Consider the following 17,104-nt stretch of genomic DNA (forward strand, 5'->3'; position numbering starts at 1 on the left):
ATCGCAGTTTTTCACGTGCGGGGGGTCGCCGTGGCAGAGCCAAGCTCGGATGAAGGATATGAGGCTGCCGCGAGCCGCCTCGACAAGGCGTTCGCCCGGCTCGAGGCCAGCGTGCGCAGTCTCAATGGCCGCGTGCGGGCGCATAGCCGCATCGAGGCCGATACGCAGAAGCTGATGGGCGAGCGCCAGCGGCTGGCGCAGGAGCTCGACAAGGTCAGCGCCAAGGCCAAGCGGCTGGACGACAGTTCGGCCGAAGTGGCGCGGCGGCTGGTCGTTGCCATGGAGTCGGTGCGCGAAGTGCTGGCCAAGGGAGAGGTTTGATGCCCGAGGTCAATGTCGACATCAACGGCCGCAAGTACCGCATGGCCTGCGAAGAGGGCCAGGAGCAGCACCTGCTCGGACTCGCCGACCGCTTCAACCAGCATATCGATCAGTTCAAGGGGACGTTCGGTGAGATCGGCGACAACCGGCTGACGGTGATGGCCGGCATCGCCGTACTCGACGAACTGGCCGAGGCCGAGCGGCGTATCGCCGAGCTGAAGCAGGATGTCGCCAACCTCACCAGTGCGGGTGAAGCCCTGTCGCACGAGGCCGAGGAGCTAGAGCGCAAGTTCGCCAAGCGTCTCAACGATGCGGCGCGAAAAATCGAGGCCATCTCGGTGGCGATCGACGAAACCGGGGCAGCGCCGGCGAACTAATTCTTCCGCACCACGCATGAAGCCCCCACGGCCTGCAGCTTCACGCACAACGCTTCGGCATCCTCACGGCTGTTCCGCCCGATCATCGCATAGTGCCTCAGGCGCGGGCCGAAGTTCGGGTTGCGGGCCATGAGTATCATCAGCTTTTCGCCTGCTAATACAGTGGGATAGGCGGCCTGTACTCGCTCGAAACGGCGGATGGCGGTGGCTTGGGAGAAGTTTTGCGCCAGCATCACGCCCCAGGGCATCCATTCGCTTGGCGGGCGGTCCATGCGGGGGACGATTTCGCCTTCGGCGAGCTTCACGCAAGCATCGATGAAGGTGTCGGTATTGCTCAGGGCATAGGTGGAAGTCAGGGTGCTCGACAGCCAGTAGTCCGGCGTCTGTCCGGTGATTGTCTCGACATAGTAGCGGGTTTCGGCTGGAAGAAGTCCGGCAGCGGTGACGAAGCGGGCAGCCCGGGCCTCGCCACCGTTATAGGCGACTGCGGCGAGACCGAGATTGCCGAACTTGTCAGTGAGGAAGCGCAGGTACTCGGCCGACTTGGCCAGGGCCTCGGCGGGATCGAACGGGTTGCGAAGCGCGCGGACGCGGGCGGTCGATGGAATGAACTGGGCGATCCCCTGCGCGCCGGCAACGCTGAGGGCGTGCGGGTCGAACCGGCTTTCCTGCCAGATCAGCCGGGCGAAGTAGCCACTCGGCAGTCGCTCGCGCCAGGCGAAGAGTTGGATGGCGCTGCAGGTGTCGCGGAAATAGTGATCCTGCCTGATGCAAACGGCCGCCCAGGGTGGCGCTGCCGGGTCGGCACGGATGCACGACCGGGCCACAGCGTTTTCCTCTGCCTCCGCTGCCGGGACAGGTGGGGCTAGCGAGAGGAGCAGCAATAGTCCCAGGCCGAACAGGAGTCCGCCGCGCATGATGGCGGAAGCAAGCCACGCTTGCAGTCATCGATCAAGCGCAACGCGATGTTGAAGTTTGGCAAAGTTTCGTCGGCATTCGCCGAACGGCCTTATCCGCTGAATCGCCCCGGCTGCCAGTTGGCGAGTACCGCCTGCTGCAGGTCGAGATCTTCCATGATCTCGCGCAGCACCTCATCGTCGAGTTGGCGGTCGTCGCGGGCCTTGATCAGGGCAGTGCGGCGGGCATCGAGGAAGGTACGCCCGAGCTCCAGCACCAGCCGGTCATGTTCGGCGCTCGATTGGCGCTGAGCCTCGTCCCGGAAGTCGGACCTGCGGAGCATCTGGTCGGCGGCGCTCCTGGCTGCCGGGTCGGCGTGCTCGTCGCGGTACCGGGCGAGCGCTTCGCGGCCCGCCTGGTCGGCGATCCGGTGGGCGAGCCTGTGCTGCTCTTCGCGATACTTGGCCTCTTTGGGATCGTTGATGCCGAGAGCCTTGATCAGCCAGGGCAGGGTCAGGCCCTGGATCAGCAGCGTGCCGATGGTGACCGTGAAGGCGACCACCTGGATCGCGTCGCGACCGGGGAAGGCTTCGCCGGCCAGTGTCGTCAGCGGAATACCGGCGGCCGCAGCGAGGGTCACCACGCCGCGCATCCCGGTCCAGCCGATGACGAGGTTTTCCTTCCAGCTGAACGGCTCGGGAATATCGAAGCCGCCGCGTTGGCGCCGACCGGCCCGTCCAGTTCGTGCGGGCTCCCGGGGGGCGGCGCGCCTCCGCTCGAGCCCCTCCAGCGCGCGCCTGCGACGCCAGCGGAACAGGAGAGCCGTGCCGAAGACCCACGCGATGCGCACGAGGATAACGGCCAACAGGACAATACCCGAGAGCAGGAAGAGCTGGATCAGGTCGAAGCCGGCCTCCTGGGCGTCCTGGATGACGAAGCGCAGCTGCAGCCCGATATAGGCGAAGACGAAGGCCTCGAGCAGCGAGTCCGCAGTGCGCCAGAACTGCCGCTCCTGGATGCGGGCCTCGTAGTTTGCTTCGGATGCATTGTGCCCGTTGGCAAAACCGGCCGCGACGACGGCGAGAACACCGGACGCACCCAACTCCTCGGCAATCAAGTAGGCCGCGAATGGCACCAGCACCGAGACCACGGTGCTGAGCGAGGCATTGGTCAGCCGCACGCGGACCCGATGGACCAGCATGCCGATCGCGACGCCGACGAGGATGCCGACCACGGCCGCGTAGCCGAAGTAGAGGAAACGGTTCTCGATCAGGAGGTGCGTGCCGGTGATCGTCGCCGTAGCGAAGGCGAAGAGGGTCAGCGCGGCGGCATCGTTGATAAGGCTCTCGCCCTTGAGCACGGTCATCATCCGGCCGGGCAGGCCGAGCTTGCGGCCTACCGCGGTGGCGGTCACGGCATCAGGCGGGGAGACCACGGCGGCGAGGACAGTTGCAGCAGCGATCGGTAGCCCAGGGATTACGGCCGCGGCGACGGCACCGACGACTGTGGTGGTGACGAGCACGAGAACGACGCCGAGGTTCACGATCGAGCCAAGCCGCTTAAGGAAGCTGTCGAAGGAGAGCTCGCTCGCCGCCGAGTAGAGCAGGGGCGGCAGCACCACAGTAAGGATGATCTCGGGTTCGAGCTCGAGCCGCGGCAGGAAGGGCAGGAACGAGGCGGCGAGGCCGACCAGCGCGAGCAGCAGCGGCGCCTGGATGTTGCGGCCTTCGGCCCAGATGGCCACGGCAATGGCTGCAATCATCACGATCAGAATTTGTGAAGCCATCAGCGTCCCCGGCCCTTACCCATTTGCGGTCATATGGGCAGAAGCGGGGAAAAGGAAAGAAGCGCTTGGCGTTGAGTGGTGCGCGACCCTATATTGTGAGGGCTGCCCGGCGCGTGTTGGATCTTATTTCCCTGGGGCCGTACTGATCCTTAAGGGAGCTGTACCTGACCGGACCCGTGGGTTCGGACATACGGCGCCCACCTACGTAAGTAGGTTCCCAGGATCTGTATCCCACGGCCAGGGCGGCACCTGATTTCTCGGCGTTCCCCTTGGTCCCGATGAGCGACGCAACGATCGAAGAGGCGAAAGCCGCGCTCCGCGCTGCGGCGCACAAGAAGCGAGCCGCCTTCCATCCTTCGCTGCGCAGCGAAGCGGCGGCAGAGGCGGCGCGGCACTTCTTCGACAGCGTGCCGATCGCCAACAACGAGGTCGTCGCTGGCTACTGGCCGATACGCGACGAGATGGACGTGAAGTCGGTGATCGCGCGGCTGATGGATGCCGGCCAGCCGGTCTGCCTCCCGGTCGTTCTCGGCGACGAGCAGCCGCTCGAGTTGCGCCTCTGGCAGGACGGGGCGCCGCTCTACGAGGCTGGCTTTGGTACTCTCGCGCCTCCCGAGGAAGCACCGCGCGCGGCGCCGGACGTGATCCTGATGCCGCTGCTTGGCTTCGACAAGCACGGGACACGCCTCGGCTATGGCGGCGGCTATTATGACCGTACCCTCGCGTCGCTGCAAAAGCGCCCGCGCCTCATCGGCTTCGCCTTCGCCCTGCAGGAGGTCGACCATATCCCGCGCGAGGCGCATGACGTTCCGCTCGATGCGATCGTCACCGAAACGGGTGTCCGCAACTTCGAAAAGGCACCTGCCTCGTGAGACTACTGTTCTTGGGCGACGTGGTCGGCAAGTCCGGCCGGGACGCCATTACCGATCGGCTTCCGGGTCTCATCGAGAAGCACCGGTTCGATTTCGTCGTGGTCAATGGCGAGAATGCCAGCCACGGACGTGGGCTGACCGAGCCGCATTTCAACGAAATCCGCGCTGGTGGGGCCGATGTGGTGACGCTGGGCGACCATGCGTTCGACCAGCGCGACACCATCAGCTACATCGCGCGCGAGTCGACGCTGATCCGTCCCATCAATTTCGCCCCGGGAACGCCGGGGCGTGGCGCCAACCTGTTCGAGAGCCGGGGCGGCTATCGAGTGCTCGTCGTCCAGGCCCAGGGCCGGGTGTTCATGAACCCGGTCGACGACCCGTTCCGCGCCGTCGAGGCTGCAGTCGCCGCCTGTCCGCTCGGCGAGCAGGCCGATGCCATCGTCGTCGATTTCCACACCGAGGCGACGTCGGAAATCCAGGCCATGGGCCATTTCCTCGATGGCAAGGTGAGCCTCGTCGTCGGCACGCATACCCACATCCCGACATCCGACCACCGGATCCTGCGTGGCGGCACGGCGCTGATGGCCGATGCGGGCATGTGCGGCGACTACGATTCGGTGATCGGCGTCGACATGGAGGAGCCGCTCAACCGGTTTCTCACCGGCATCGCCAATGGCCGCTTCACCCCGGCGGAGGGCGAAGCAACGCTCTCGGGCGTGGCGATCGAGACCGATCCGAAGACCGGTCTCGTCACCTATGTGTCGCCACTCCGGGTGGGCGGCACGCTGGCCCAGGTTGAACCGGCGTTCGGGTCCTAGTAGCCGACAGGCTTGGGCGGCCCGTTGTCTTCGGGGTCTTTAGGCCCCCTCGGCCCGAGGCGGACCTTCTCGTTCTTGCAGTCGAGGTCGAGGGTAGGGCTGTTGCCTTGATAGTGCGCGTTGAATTCGGGGCTCATGCCCTGGAGCGGGATCAAGAGGGCTGTACCCGGCTCCCAGGCTTCGGGGACTATGTAGCTCCACCATTCGCCGGTCGGCAGCTGGAAGACGATCTCGGTTCCCTTGGGGATCGTCACGTTGCCGTCGTTGTGCAGTTTGATAGCGAGGTCGTTGTGGGTCGGGCGAACCACGTTGCACACGAACGATAGGTCGACGGCGCGCTTACCCGGGAAGCCTATGTCGCCGACAGGATCGTAGTCGACGCCTTCGCCCGGGAAGAAAGGCTCGCCTATCTGATCCGAGGTGCCGCCGCCATTGTTCTCGGTGCGTGGCCGTTCGGGCTCCGGCCGTGTGTCGCGCGTCTGGGCCAAGGCCGGTGATAGGCCGGCGATCACGATTGCAGCCGTAACGGCCGCGCAAATTGCCTTAAGTACATTCATCTCAAGCTCTCCTGCCGGCCCCCATGCCGGGTTGATGGGCGGGAAAATGCATTCGGCCACCTGAACTGGCGCTGATATCCACATTTATCGCGGGTTCACGTCATCAATTTCGCTGATTGAACGGATCTATTCCTGTGATACCGCCGATGGCAACCGCCGTTCCACCCCACCTTCACAATTGCCGCCACCGCCCGTATAAGGCGCGCCAAACTTCGTCTGTCCGTGAATGAGGGGGTGACCGCATGGCCGGCCATTCGCATGCCAAGAACATCATGCACCGCAAAGGCAAGTCCGACGCGGCGCGCTCCAAGGTCTTTTCGAAGCTCGCTCGTGAAATCACCGTGGCGGCCAAGCTCGGCATGCCCGACCCGGCGTTCAACGCCCGGCTTCGCCTTGCGGTGCAGAACGCCCGCGCGCAGTCGATGCCGCGCGACAATATCGACCGCGCCATCAAGAAGGCGGCGGGCAATGACGGCGAGAACTACGACGAGATCCGCTACGAGGGCTATGGCCCGGGTGGTGTGGCTGTCATCGTCGAGGCGCTGACCGACAATCGCAACCGCACCGCATCGAACGTGCGTTCGACCTTCTCCAAGAACGGCGGAGCCCTGGGCGAAACCAACTCGGTCGGCTTCATGTTCGACCGCGTCGGCGAAATCTTCTATCCGGCGACTGTGGGTTCGGAAGACAAGGTGATGGAGGCGGCGATCGAAGCCGGCGCCGACGACGTCGAGAGCGACGAGGAAGGCCACTGGATCTACACCTCGTTCGAATCCCTGAATGAAGTCGCGGCCGCGCTCGAGAAGGTGCTGGGCGAGGCGGAATCGGCCAAGTTCATCTTCAAGCCGCAGAACGAAGTGCCGGTCGATGCCGAAAAGGGCGCCTCGCTGCTGCGCCTGATCAGCATCCTCGAGGAAGATGACGACGTGCAGAACGTCTATTCGAACTTCGATATTTCCGACGAAGACATGGCCAAAATCGACGCCGCCTGATCAGGCAGCGGCGGCCGGCAAAGTTTCATAGTGCGTGATGGACGAGACTGCGACGCAGTTTCGGCCATTTTGCTTTGCGGCATAGAGCCGCTGGTCGGCGAGGCGGAACAGCTCGGCGAATGGCAGGTAACGGTCGTAGACCGCGCCGCCGATGCTGACCGTCAACTGGTGCCGGCGATCCTCGGGACGGAACTCGATGGCGAACACCGCGAGCCTCAGCCGTTCGGCCACGGCCTCGGCGACGAGAAGGCTGGTGCCGGGCAGGAACACCGCGAACTCCTCGCCGCCGATGCGTCCGACACGATCGGCCGCGCGCAGCACGCTGCGGATGGCACGGGCGATCATCTGCAGGGCCGCATCGCCGTGCTCGTGCCCGTAGGTATCGTTGATGCGCTTGAAGTTGTCCGCGTCGATAACCAGCAGCGAGCCGCGTGCGCCATCGGATGCGAAGCGGGCATCCGCCAGCTCTTCCTCCACCTCGCGCGTGAAGGCGCTGCGATTGAGGAGGTTCGTGAGCGCATCGGTCGCGGCGTGGCGGCGTAACTGTTCGTGGGCGACGGCGAGTTCGCGCAGCTTGCTTAGCAGGAAGAACAGGATCGGCACAGCCAGCAGCAAGGGTACGGCGATGTCGGTCGCTACTGCGCGGGTCAGCTGGTCCGGCGAAAGGCTCGGGAAGTTGAACTGATCGATGAACAGGGCGACGGCGACGCAGCCGATTGCGCCGAGTGCCGTCCACAGGATCACGCGACCCCAGCCGGTGGGCGAAAAGTCCAACGCGCATACTCCGCCGGTCGAAAGAGCGGTGGAGGCTAGGCATGTGGAGTTGAGATCACCTCAAGGGGTTGGGTCGGATTTTAGCCAACGGCTCAGCTGATGGCGGCCGTCAGTGCCGCGACGGCTTCCTCGTCGAGGCTGCCGCCCAGTTCCACCCGGTTGCGGCCGGCGTGCTTGGCACTGTAGAGGCGCTCGTCGGCACTGCGGAACAGCTGCGAGAAGCTGCTGTCGGCTCCGGCCACGGCGCCGCCGATACTGACCGACAGGCGCTGTGCCACGCCTTCGGAGGTGACGAACAGGGCATTCACCCCGGTGCGGATGCGCTCGGCCGTCTGCCAAGCGGACTCAAAGCCCGCGCCATGGAGGAACACGCCGAACTCCTCGCCGCCGAGCCGGCCGACGAAATCGTTCTCGCGCACGCCGTCACGGATCGCTCCGGCGAGCATCTGCAGCACTTCGTCGCCGCGCTCGTGGCCGAAGCGGTCGTTGATGGTCTTGAAGTGGTCGGCATCGAGCACGAGCAGCGCGCCGCCGCCGTTGCGGTCCAGCGCCCGCCCGACCTGCGAGGTGAACGAGCGCCGGTTGAGGACACCGGTTAGCCAGTCGGTCGAGGCAAGGGTTTCGAGCCGGCGATTAGCCTCGGACAACTGTGCCGACTTGATCTGCAGGTAGAAGAGGATCGGGCCCCCGAGCACCGTGGGCATGCTCAGTGCCAGCACCATGCCGACATCGTTCATGCCCTGGCCGAGCGCGAACATGATCAGTTCGGAAACGACCCACGAGCCGAGCGTCGAAAGGGCAAGGATGCCCAACGTGCGGCGCCATACGCCGGCCCAGGCGACCCTGGTCAATCTGACCTTGTTCATCCGCGTCCCCCGATGAATGGAACCGGCATACGGACCAATGCTTGCACTGCCCTTAATGCGACCGATCACTTCGCTTCCATTCACAGCCGTGTTTCCGTTTCGTTCACAAAGCGCTTGGTAGGTTGGGGACGTTGTCCTAAAGCTCAGACATGGCGGAAACCGTGCGAATCATCGGCATCGACCCCGGGCTCAGGCGCTGTGGCTGGGGGGTCATCGAAAGCACCGGCAACCGGCTGGGGTTCGTTGCCTGCGGCACCATCACGCCCCCGACGGACGGGCTGCTGGCGGACCGGCTGGTCGAACTGCACCGCGGTATCGTGGCTGTGCTCGACGAATTCACGCCAGACGAGGCGGCGGTCGAGGAGACGTTCGTTTCGGCCGGCGCGCGTTCGGCGCTGCAGCTGGGCCAGGCGCGTGGCGTGGTGTTGATGACGCCGGCCTTACGTGGTCTGCCGGTTGGAGAATATGCCGCCAACCTCATCAAGAAATCCGTGGTCGGCACGGGACATGCTGAAAAGGGCCAGGTGCAGATGATGATCAAGATCCTCCTGCCGACGGCGAGCTTCAAGGGCGCCGACGCAGCCGATGCGCTGGCCATCGCCGTCTGCCATGCCCACCACCGCGCCATCCGCCAGCTCCGGGCCATCGCATGATCGGCAAGCTCAAGGGCCTCATCGACGGTTTTGGCGACGATTTCGTCCATGTCGATGTGAACGGCGTGGTCTATGAGGTGCACTGCTCATCGAAGACCATCGCGGCCCTGCCGCAGGTCGGGCACGCCGCGGTCGTTCATATCGAGACGATCGTGCGTGAGGACATGATCCGGCTCTACGGCTTCTTCACCGAGGCCGAGAAGGCCTGGTTCACCGTGCTGATGACGGTGCAGGGGGTAGGCGCGCGCGTCGCCCTCTCGATCCTCTCGACCCTCGGCCCGTCCGAACTCTCGAGCGCCATCGCGCTGCAGGACAAGGCGATGGTCGGTCGCGCCAATGGTGTCGGCCCCAAGCTCGCAGTGCGCATCGTCACCGAGCTCAAGGGCAAGGGGCCGTTGGGCGGCACGGTGGATGCCGGCACGCTCGGGCTGCAGGCGGCGTTGGGCGAAGGGGTGGCTTCGGGCAACGTGACCGATGCGGTCTCGGCTCTCGTCAACCTCGGCTACTCGAGCGCCCAGGCTTCGGCCGCGATCGCGCGCGTGGTCGGGAAGGAAGGCGACGGGGTGGCGACGGACAAGCTGATCCGGCTCGGGCTCAGGGAATTGAGCAATGGCTAACCTCACCTCCGCCGCTGCCGGCCGTGACGACCCGCTCGACGTCTCACTCCGCCCGTCCGGTTTTTCCGAATTCATCGGGCAAGCCGAGGCGCGGGCCAATCTTGAGGTGTTCATCAAGGCGGCAAAGCACCGGGGGGCGGCGCTTGATCACGTGCTGTTTGTCGGGCCGCCGGGGCTGGGCAAGACCACCCTGGCGCAGATCGTGGCGCGCGAGCTTGGCGTGGGCTTTCGCGCGACTTCGGGTCCGGTGATCGCCAAGGCGGGCGACCTTGCGGCGCTGCTGACCAATCTCGAAGAGCGCGACGTGCTGTTCATCGACGAGATCCACCGGCTCAATCCGGCGATCGAGGAAATCCTCTATCCGGCGATGGAGGACTACCAGCTCGACCTGATCATCGGTGAGGGGCCGGCGGCGCGGTCGGTGCGGATCGATCTCGCGAAATTCACCCTGATCGGCGCGACGACGCGCGCGGGCCTCTTGACCACGCCGCTGCGCGACCGATTCGGCATTCCGATCCGGCTCAATTTCTACACGCCGGACGAACTGGTGAAGATCGTCGAGCGTGGGGCGCGGCTGCTCGGTACGCCGATGGCGTCGGACGGCGCGATGGAAGTGGCGCGCCGGTCGCGCGGTACGCCGCGTATTGCCGGAAGGTTGTTGCGCCGGGTCACCGATTTTGCGCTGGTCGACGGCGCGAAAGAGATTACCCGTTCGGTGGCCGACAAGGCCCTGCTGCGGCTTGATGTCGATGCGCGCGGGCTCGACCAGCTCGACCGGCGCTACCTCAAGGTCATCGCGGATTTCTACGGCGGCGGTCCGGTGGGTATCGAGACCATTGCCGCAGCGCTCAGCGAGCCGCGGGATGCGCTCGAGGAGATCGTCGAGCCCTACCTGATCCAGCAGGGCTTCATCCAGCGCACGCCGCGCGGACGCATGCTGACGGCGCTTGCCTTCCAGCACCTCGGGCTGGGTGTCCCGCAGGGATTTGTTGGAATGCAGGGCAGCCTGTTCGAAGAGCCGGAGGGTGAAGGCTAATGGTTGAACACCGCCGGGTCATTCGCCACGACAGCATGGTCTGCTTCGATGACGGCCCGTTGCGCTTCCAGATGCGGGCCGCGGCGATCGCGCTCCGGAATGGGCGGGTGCTCATACAGAACATTTCCGGCGGTTACGGCACGTTCCTGCCGGGCGGTCGGATCGAGCAGGGCGAAGCAAGCATCGAGACGCTGGTGCGGGAGATGCAGGAAGAGTTCGAACGGCGGGTGGAGGTCGGCCCGCTGGCTTTCGTGATCGAGTCGTTCTTTCCAGAAAAATCGCAGCAGTTTCACGAGGTTGGGCTCTACTACAGCATCGAGGTGGCGGACGATTTCCCATACCACGAGACCGATGTTTGTCACCGCTGCTACGAAGGCAGCGTGGAGATGGAGTATCGCTGGGTGCCGGCGACGCCGGAGGCACTGGCAGCCCACACGTTCTACCCGGAGCCGCTCAGGACCCGCCTCGGGAACCTGCCGACAACGACGGTCCACCTGCTCGACCGTGAACCGGCATGACCAGCAGCACGTTCACCGCCCGCGTCTACTACGAAGACACCGACTTTTCGGGCAATGTCTACCACGCGGCCTATCTCCATTTCTTCGAGCGGGCGCGGACGGAGTTCTTGCGCGAGCGCGGGGTGCATCATTCGGAGCTGGTGAAGGACGGCATCGCCTTTGCGGTGCGGTCGATGAGCATCGATTTCAAGGCGGCGGCGCATATTGACGACCTGCTCGAGGTCGCGACGGAAGTGGCCTCGGTGACGCCGGCGCGGCTCAACCTCGTGCAGTCGATCAGCCGCGATGGGGTGGAGATCACGCGCGCCGAGGTGCAGGTCGTGGCCATCAGGACCAGCGGCGGCGTCGCGCGCATGCCCCGCGACCTGATGGCGCTACTGAGATAGCAAGGCCCGCTCGAGATGAGCGGCCTTTGTCGCTTGCCGAAGGCCCCCTCCACCAGCTTCGCTGGTCCCCCTCCCCCGCCCCGCGGGGGAGGATTAAATGGGCCGGTGCCTCATTACATCGCAGCGGGCTTCACCTGGCCGCGGAGTTCGCCGTCAGGGAACTTGGCCGTGTGGATGTTGAAGTACCACTGGCTGCCCTGCAACTGGGTCACCTGGTCGTCGGTCAGAGTCGCGTTGCCGGCGATCGGGCTCGTCAGTGCACCCTCGATGGGCACGACCGGGCCAGCATTGGCTCCCTCGGCGGCTGGGCCATGGAAGTGGGCGGCAGTCGCCTCACCACTCAGGCCTTCGTAGGTGATGGTCCAAGTGAATACCTTGGTGTCGGTGTCGAGGGTGGCTTCCACCTTGCCGGTACCGGCGCTGTCGGTGGCCGGGACTTCGGCGGCGCCGGTCAGGTCGGCGCTGAACTTCACCATTTCGGCGAGGGCAGGCGTCATCGAAAAGGCAAGGGCGGCCGTTGCCGCCATGAGGGTGGTTGTCAGATATCGCATAAGAGACTCCTCCGTTCGATTTGCCCGCCAGCGAGCCCCGGGCTGCGGGCGTATCGAAACGAACTCGGACGCGCATGGTTGCCATGCGCCGATGTGACGCGATCACGCTCACGCGAGGAATCGCTTTGTTAACACCTCCTTGACCATAAGTAAGGCAGGGCATCCTCCGCGCTGCCAAAGGTCCGGAATTCCGGGCTTTTCTCTTAAATTTGACAAATTTGGACCGCATCGACCCGACATCAGGATTCGGTCGTCGTGGCCGGACTGAGAAGGACCCTTACATGGAAGCCATGGATGCCGTCGGCACGGTCGCTCCGCATGCCGACCTATCGATCTGGGCGCTGTTCTGGCAGGCCGACCTCGTCGTAAAAACCGTGATGGTCGGGCTGCTCGCCGCCTCGGTCTGGTGCTGGGCGATCATCGTCGACAAGACGATGCTCTACGGCCGCGTCAAAGGCGAGATGAACAAGTTCGAGCGCGTGTTCTGGTCGGGCCAGTCGCTGGAAGAGCTCTACCAGCAGATGAGCGAACGACCGTCGCCGGGCCTCGGTGCCGTCTTCGTCGCCGCGATGAAGGAATGGAAGCGCAGCCACGAGCAGAACGCGTCGTCGTTCATCGGCATGCAGGGCCGTCTCGACAAGGTGCTGGATGTCGCGATTTCGCGGGAAAGCGAAGCGCTGGAGAAGCGCCTCGGCTTCCTCGCCACTGTCGGCTCGGCCTCGCCCTTCATTGGCCTCTTTGGCACGGTATGGGGCATCATGAACGCATTCACGGCCATCTCGGCCGCTTCGAGCACCAACCTCTCGGTGGTCGCGGGCCCGATCGCCGAGGCCCTGTTCGCGACTGCGCTGGGCCTGCTCGCGGCTATCCCGGCGGTTATCGCCTACAACAAGCTCTCGGGTGATGCGAACAAGTTGATCGGCCGGCTCGAGGGTTTTGCCGACGAGTTCTCGACGATCCTGTCCCGCCAGCTCGAAGCCCGGGGTGCCCGATAATGGCAATGGCAGTTTCTGGCGGAGGCGGCGGTGGCCGAAGGCGCGGACGGCGCCGTGGCGGCGGCAACAAGCCGATGAGCGAGATCAACGTCACGCCGATGGTCGACGTGATGCTGGTGCTGCTGATCGTCTTCATGGTGGCGGCGCCGCTGATGACTGTCGGCGTGCCGATCGAGCTGCCCAAGACACAGGCGAAGCAACTCAACACCGAACAGAAGCCGATCACCGTCTCGGTGACCAATGACGGCGGCATCTTCCTCGGTGACGCGCCGGTGGCGCTCGACGATCTCGTGACCCAGGTTGCGGCGCAGGCCGCCAACGGCACCGAGGATCGCATCTATGTGCGCGGCGACCTCGCCGCCAACTATGGCTCGGTGATGCAGGTCATGGGGGCGCTTTCGGGCGCCGGCTACTCCAAGATCGGGCTGATCACGGAACAGGCGCAACAGGACCAGTGAGCTGATGCGCACGGGGTTCACGGTTTCCGCTACCGCACATGTCGCACTGATCGCCTTGGCGATCGTGGGCATTGGCATGGGGCGGCCGATTGATGCCGTACCCGTCGAATCCATCGCCGTGGATCTCGTCCCGATCTCGGAGTTTGCCAATATCCGCATGGGCTCGCTCGAGAGCGAGATCGTCGAGACCGAGGCGCCATCCGTCACGCAGTCCGAGACGCCGGCCGAGATTGCGCAGCCGACCGGCAACACGCAGGAAGACCAGCCCACACCGGCCGACAACGAGAAGGTGACGCCGGCTCCGACCGAGAATACCGCTCCTGCGCCCGAGGCGGCCCCGGAGCCCGCTCCCGAGCCGGAGCCGGAAGTCGCGCCACCGGAGCCTGCAGCGCGTCCCGAACCCGCCCCCGAGCCCGAACCCACGCCAGAGCCTGAACCAACGCCCGAGCCGACTCCTGTGGTCACCCCCGAAGTGACGCCGGATCCGGCCGAATCTGCGCCCAAGCCGTTTACCCGGACCGCTTCGCTCGACCAGAAGCGCGCCGAGTTCAAGAAGCAGCAGGAAGCGCAGAAGCAGAAGCAGGCCGAGGAAAAGGCCGCGACCGAGGCCGCCAAGAAGAAGGCCGACGAGGAAAAGAAGAAGAAGGCTGCCGAAGAGCAGAAGCGTATCGAGCAGGCCAGGGCTGAAGAAGCCAAGAAGCTCGCCGACGAGGTTGCCAACATCATCAATAATGAGGATTCGCGCGGCGCGACGACCGGGCAGGGCGGTGAGCCGACCCTCGGCAAGGAAACCGGCCGGGCCGCGACGCTCAGCAATTCCGAGATTGGCGCACTGGTGGCGCAGATCCGAAGCTGCATCAACCTGCCGGCCGGTGCCGAAGATGCCGATGCGCGGGCCGAGTTCACATTCACGATCGACGCCAATGGCAATATCACTTCACGGCCGCAGATGACGAGTACGCCGGCCACCCAGATCGACGATGCCTACGCGCGCGCCGTGTCGCGTGCGCTACAGATGTGCGGCCCCTACATGATGGCGGCCGGCCAGGACGTTAGAGCCCAATTCGCGGCGCGCGAGTTCTGATGCGACGCGCCAACGGAAAGAATGGAGACGTAACATGCCCCTGATCACCCGGCGCAACGCGCTGAAACTCGGCGTTGCCGGCGGTGCTTTCGCGCTTGCCACGCCTTCGCAGGCCCTGGTCGAGATCGTCGTCACCGGCGGTAACTTCACCCCGCTGCCGATCGCCATCCCCGATTTCGCCTCGTCCGATCCGACCTTCGGCGCCGAGATTGCCGAGATCGTGCGCAACAACCTGCGCCGCTCCGGCCTGTTCGTGCCGATGGATCCGGCGACACTGCCGGTCCGCGTCGGCGACGTGCAGAACGAGCCCGATTTCGCCACCTGGCGCGCCGCGACCGTCGATGCGCTGGTGATGGGCTCGGTGGAGCGCGGCGCGGAAGTGTCCTCGCAGGTGCGCGTCTGGGACACCCAGGCCTCGGCGCAGGTGGTGGGTAAGTCCTACAAGACGGATGCGCAGAACTATCGCCGCATCGCCCACATCGTCTCGGATGCGATCTACGCCTCGCTCTCCGGCGGCTCGGGCTATTTCGATACGCGCATCCTCTATGTCGCGGAATCCGGCCCCAAGGCCAACCGCGTCAAGCGCCTCGCCATCATGGATCAGGATGGCTTCAACGTGCAGTACCTGAGCTCGGGCAAGGCGCTGACGCTCACCCCGCGCCTGTCGCCCAACGGCGACAATGTGGTCTACACCTCCTACGAGGACGGCAACCCGCAAGTCTATCTGTCCGGGCTGGGCGGCGCTTCGAAGAAGCTCATCGACAATGCGCCGATGTCGTTCGCACCGCGCTTCGCGCCGGATGGCTCGACAGTGGTGTTCTCGGTGTCGAATGGCGGCGCTACGAACATCTACACGGCCGGCGTCGGCGGCGGCTACCAGCAGCTGACCGAGGGGCAGGCGATCGATACGTCGCCGTGCTACTCGCCGGATGGCTCGCGCATCGCCTTCGAGAGCGATCGCGGCGGCAGCCCGCAGCTCTATGTCATGGGCGCAGCCGGCGGTGGCGCACAGCGCATCTCCTATGGCGAGGGCACCTATTCGACGCCAGTCTGGTCTCCGGACGGCACTCTCATCGCCTTCACCCGCCAGTCGGCCGGCCAGTTCCACATCGGCACGATGAAGCCCGATGGCTCGGGCGAGCGCATCCTGTCGTCGTCCGGCCAGGTGCAGGAAGGCCCGACCTGGGCGCCCAACAGCCGCGTTATCGCGTTCTTCCGCGAGCCGGGCGGCGATGCGGGCCCGGGGCTGTGGTCGATCGATATCTGGGGCCGCAACGAGCAGAGCTTGACGACGGAGTCGTTCGCGTCGGACCCGAGCTGGTCGCCGCTCCGGGGCTAAGCCGCGAAATGGCAACGCGCCTGGTCCGGTTTTCGGTCGATCTGCTCGAAGCCGAGGCGCGATCAACCGGTGCCCTCTGCGCCATGCTGCAGGTGGCGGAGCCGGGAAGCTGGCCGCCACCCTTCAACGATGCCGGCGTCCGTGACTGGTTCCTCGATCAACTGAGATCGGACGCTGAGCGGGCGCGGTGGCTCGGCTACTACGTCATCTCGTCGGTCGACGGCGCCGAAACGCTGGTCGGCACGGCCGGTTACAAGGGACCGCCCGTTGCCGACGGCAAGGTCGAGATCGGATACTCGCTGGTCGGGGCCTACCACCGTCGCGGCATCGGTTCCGAGGTGGTCGGGCAGCTGGTGAGTGGCGCGTTCAGCGATCCGCGCGTGCGGCGCATCACGGCCGAAACGCCAATGAGCTTCGGCGCGTCGCGCGGATTGCTCGAGAAGTGCGGATTTCGTCTTACCGGCCAGAAGCTTGACCCGGAAGAGGGTGAACTCGCGCTGTACGAATATGTACGCGGATAATAGTCGCTCGCTGACCGCGCTCATCGGTTGCGGTTCGGCAACACCACGGAAAAGCCCGGATTCCGGCCATATTCGCGCCCCAAACACCAACAATTAACCAAGCGCGACAACCCCGCCTTAAGATTACCGGCGGTAAAACTTCGCCAATCAAATCCGTCCGTTTAGGAGTTCACACCGGATGCGTTCTGTAACGCCCCTTATCGCCGTGCTGCGCGCTGCCGCGCTGGTGGTTCTCGTGGTCGCCGTGGCGGCTTGTTCGCGCAATGGCGCTGGTGGTACCGGCGTCGGTAACCTCGGGCCCGGTGGCGGTGCTCCCGGCAGCCAGCAGGAATTCCTCGTCAGCGTCGGCGACCGCGTGTTCTTCGAGACCGACTCCTCGAACCTCACCCCGACCGCCATGGCCACGCTCGACAAGCAGGCCGCCTGGCTCAACCAGTACAAGAACTACCGCATCCTGATCGAAGGCCATGCCGACGAGCGCGGGACCCGCGAGTACAACATCGCCCTCGGCGCGCGCCGCGGCTCGGTGGTGGTGAACTACCTCGTGTCGAAGGGCGTCGACAGCCGTCGCCTCACCACCAAGTCGTTCGGCAAGGAACGTCCTGTGGCCATCTGCAATGATATTTCGTGCTGGTCACAAAACCGCCGTGCTGTGACGGTCGTACAATAGGCTCGAGCGGGCTTCG

General features: G+C 65.1%; 22 protein-coding genes and 1 other RNA gene. 17 read left to right on the forward strand and 6 right to left on the reverse strand.

From position 1 onward, the window contains the following. Positions 1-30: 30 nt before the first annotated feature. Together ACOYW5_RS20235 and ACOYW5_RS20240 are read left to right on the forward strand one after the other, a co-directional pair. Entirely contained in the window at positions 31-321 is a 291-nt protein-coding gene (locus ACOYW5_RS20235; protein ID WP_423066676.1) for a DUF4164 family protein, read from the forward strand. Next, on the forward strand, positions 321-698 hold the full coding sequence (locus ACOYW5_RS20240; RefSeq protein WP_423066677.1) for a cell division protein ZapA: 378 nt from the start codon (positions 321-323) through the stop codon (positions 696-698). Before ACOYW5_RS20235 ends, ACOYW5_RS20240 begins: the two co-directional genes overlap by 1 nt. On the opposite strand, the gene ACOYW5_RS20245 is transcribed toward ACOYW5_RS20240, so the two are convergent. Next, positions 695-1,615: a lytic transglycosylase domain-containing protein gene (locus ACOYW5_RS20245; protein WP_423066678.1), complete on the reverse strand. Its 921-nt coding sequence runs from the start codon at positions 1,613-1,615 to the stop codon at positions 695-697. The two genes, ACOYW5_RS20240 and ACOYW5_RS20245, sit on opposite strands and share 4 nt — an antisense overlap. A 92-nt stretch (positions 1,616-1,707) precedes the next feature. Further along, the gene (locus tag ACOYW5_RS20250) at positions 1,708-3,381 is read right to left on the reverse strand and encodes a cation:proton antiporter (RefSeq protein ID WP_423066679.1); all 1,674 of its coding nucleotides are present in this window, start codon (positions 3,379-3,381) and stop codon (positions 1,708-1,710) included. A gap of 96 nt (positions 3,382-3,477) precedes the next feature. Between ACOYW5_RS20250 and ssrS the strand changes: the two genes are divergently transcribed. From ssrS to ACOYW5_RS20265, 3 genes are all read left to right on the forward strand, one after another. Beyond that, a non-coding RNA gene (gene ssrS, locus ACOYW5_RS20255) (6S RNA) lies at positions 3,478-3,634 on the forward strand. A 25-nt stretch (positions 3,635-3,659) separates the two neighbouring features. Then, the gene (locus ACOYW5_RS20260) at positions 3,660-4,253 is read left to right on the forward strand and encodes a 5-formyltetrahydrofolate cyclo-ligase (protein WP_423066680.1); all 594 of its coding nucleotides are present in this window, start codon (positions 3,660-3,662) and stop codon (positions 4,251-4,253) included. Continuing rightward, the gene (locus ACOYW5_RS20265; RefSeq protein ID WP_423066681.1) at positions 4,250-5,071 is read left to right on the forward strand and encodes a TIGR00282 family metallophosphoesterase; all 822 of its coding nucleotides are present in this window, start codon (positions 4,250-4,252) and stop codon (positions 5,069-5,071) included. The genes ACOYW5_RS20260 and ACOYW5_RS20265 overlap by 4 nt, the downstream gene beginning before the upstream one ends. Here the strand turns inward: ACOYW5_RS20265 and ACOYW5_RS20270 are convergent. Further along, positions 5,068-5,628 carry a hypothetical protein gene (locus ACOYW5_RS20270; protein ID WP_423066682.1) on the reverse strand — a complete coding sequence of 187 codons (561 nt, stop codon included), beginning with the start codon at positions 5,626-5,628 and terminating at the stop codon, positions 5,068-5,070. The two genes, ACOYW5_RS20265 and ACOYW5_RS20270, sit on opposite strands and share 4 nt — an antisense overlap. Before the next feature lie 242 nt (positions 5,629-5,870). On the opposite strand from ACOYW5_RS20270, the gene ACOYW5_RS20275 reads away from it, so the two are divergent. Continuing rightward, a complete protein-coding gene (locus ACOYW5_RS20275; protein ID WP_423066683.1) occupies positions 5,871-6,620 on the forward strand; it encodes a YebC/PmpR family DNA-binding transcriptional regulator in 750 nt (249 codons plus the stop codon). On the opposite strand, the gene ACOYW5_RS20280 is transcribed toward ACOYW5_RS20275, so the two are convergent. Together ACOYW5_RS20280 and ACOYW5_RS20285 are read right to left on the reverse strand one after the other, a co-directional pair. Continuing rightward, a complete protein-coding gene (locus tag ACOYW5_RS20280; protein ID WP_423066684.1) occupies positions 6,621-7,394 on the reverse strand; it encodes a GGDEF domain-containing protein in 774 nt (257 codons plus the stop codon). A gap of 92 nt (positions 7,395-7,486) precedes the next feature. Beyond that, entirely contained in the window at positions 7,487-8,260 is a 774-nt protein-coding gene (locus ACOYW5_RS20285) for a GGDEF domain-containing protein (RefSeq protein ID WP_423066685.1), read from the reverse strand. Between the two features lie 149 nt (positions 8,261-8,409). Between ACOYW5_RS20285 and ruvC the strand changes: the two genes are divergently transcribed. Genes ruvC through ACOYW5_RS20310 form a run of 5 tightly spaced genes read left to right on the forward strand, consistent with a single transcriptional unit; the run spans position 8,410 to position 11,470 of the window. Then, entirely contained in the window at positions 8,410-8,913 is a 504-nt protein-coding gene (gene ruvC / locus ACOYW5_RS20290; RefSeq protein ID WP_423066686.1) for a crossover junction endodeoxyribonuclease RuvC, read from the forward strand. Continuing rightward, a complete protein-coding gene (gene ruvA / locus ACOYW5_RS20295) occupies positions 8,910-9,530 on the forward strand; it encodes a Holliday junction branch migration protein RuvA (RefSeq protein WP_423066687.1) in 621 nt (206 codons plus the stop codon). Before ruvC ends, ruvA begins: the two co-directional genes overlap by 4 nt. Further along, positions 9,523-10,566, forward strand: coding sequence for a Holliday junction branch migration DNA helicase RuvB (ruvB, locus tag ACOYW5_RS20300; protein WP_423066688.1), 1,044 nt, complete (start codon positions 9,523-9,525; stop codon positions 10,564-10,566). The genes ruvA and ruvB overlap by 8 nt, the downstream gene beginning before the upstream one ends. Then, positions 10,566-11,084: an NUDIX hydrolase gene (locus tag ACOYW5_RS20305; RefSeq protein WP_423066689.1), complete on the forward strand. Its 519-nt coding sequence runs from the start codon at positions 10,566-10,568 to the stop codon at positions 11,082-11,084. The genes ruvB and ACOYW5_RS20305 overlap by 1 nt, the downstream gene beginning before the upstream one ends. Further along, positions 11,081-11,470, forward strand: a complete 390-nt coding sequence (locus ACOYW5_RS20310; RefSeq protein ID WP_423066690.1) for a YbgC/FadM family acyl-CoA thioesterase — start codon at positions 11,081-11,083, stop codon at positions 11,468-11,470. The genes ACOYW5_RS20305 and ACOYW5_RS20310 overlap by 4 nt, the downstream gene beginning before the upstream one ends. A gap of 113 nt (positions 11,471-11,583) precedes the next feature. Here the strand turns inward: ACOYW5_RS20310 and ACOYW5_RS20315 are convergent, their stop codons facing one another. After that, positions 11,584-12,021 carry a CHRD domain-containing protein gene (locus ACOYW5_RS20315; protein ID WP_423066691.1) on the reverse strand — a complete coding sequence of 146 codons (438 nt, stop codon included), beginning with the start codon at positions 12,019-12,021 and terminating at the stop codon, positions 11,584-11,586. 290 nt (positions 12,022-12,311) lie between these two features. Between ACOYW5_RS20315 and tolQ the strand changes: the two genes are divergently transcribed. The 6 genes from tolQ (at position 12,312) to pal (ending at position 17,088) form a co-directional block, all read left to right on the forward strand. Continuing rightward, positions 12,312-13,016 (forward strand): protein TolQ, encoded by a 705-nt coding sequence (gene tolQ, locus ACOYW5_RS20320; RefSeq protein WP_423069519.1) that lies wholly within the window; start codon positions 12,312-12,314, stop codon positions 13,014-13,016. Further along, on the forward strand, positions 13,016-13,474 hold the full coding sequence (gene tolR, locus ACOYW5_RS20325; RefSeq protein ID WP_423066692.1) for a protein TolR: 459 nt from the start codon (positions 13,016-13,018) through the stop codon (positions 13,472-13,474). The genes tolQ and tolR overlap by 1 nt, the downstream gene beginning before the upstream one ends. A gap of 4 nt (positions 13,475-13,478) precedes the next feature. After that, positions 13,479-14,558 carry a hypothetical protein gene (locus tag ACOYW5_RS20330; protein WP_423066693.1) on the forward strand — a complete coding sequence of 360 codons (1,080 nt, stop codon included), beginning with the start codon at positions 13,479-13,481 and terminating at the stop codon, positions 14,556-14,558. Between the two features lie 34 nt (positions 14,559-14,592). Beyond that, a complete protein-coding gene (tolB, locus tag ACOYW5_RS20335; protein ID WP_423066694.1) occupies positions 14,593-15,897 on the forward strand; it encodes a Tol-Pal system beta propeller repeat protein TolB in 1,305 nt (434 codons plus the stop codon). 8 nt (positions 15,898-15,905) lie between these two features. Beyond that, complete coding sequence (locus ACOYW5_RS20340) at positions 15,906-16,418, forward strand: GNAT family N-acetyltransferase (protein WP_423066695.1); 513 nt, start codon at positions 15,906-15,908, stop codon at positions 16,416-16,418. A gap of 178 nt (positions 16,419-16,596) precedes the next feature. Next, positions 16,597-17,088: a peptidoglycan-associated lipoprotein Pal gene (gene pal, locus ACOYW5_RS20345; protein ID WP_423066696.1), complete on the forward strand. Its 492-nt coding sequence runs from the start codon at positions 16,597-16,599 to the stop codon at positions 17,086-17,088. The last annotated feature ends 16 nt before the right edge of the window (positions 17,089-17,104 follow it).

The sequence above is a fragment of the Devosia sp. CN2-171 genome (assembly GCF_049354815.1).
Taxonomy (GTDB): domain Bacteria; phylum Pseudomonadota; class Alphaproteobacteria; order Rhizobiales; family Devosiaceae; genus Devosia_A.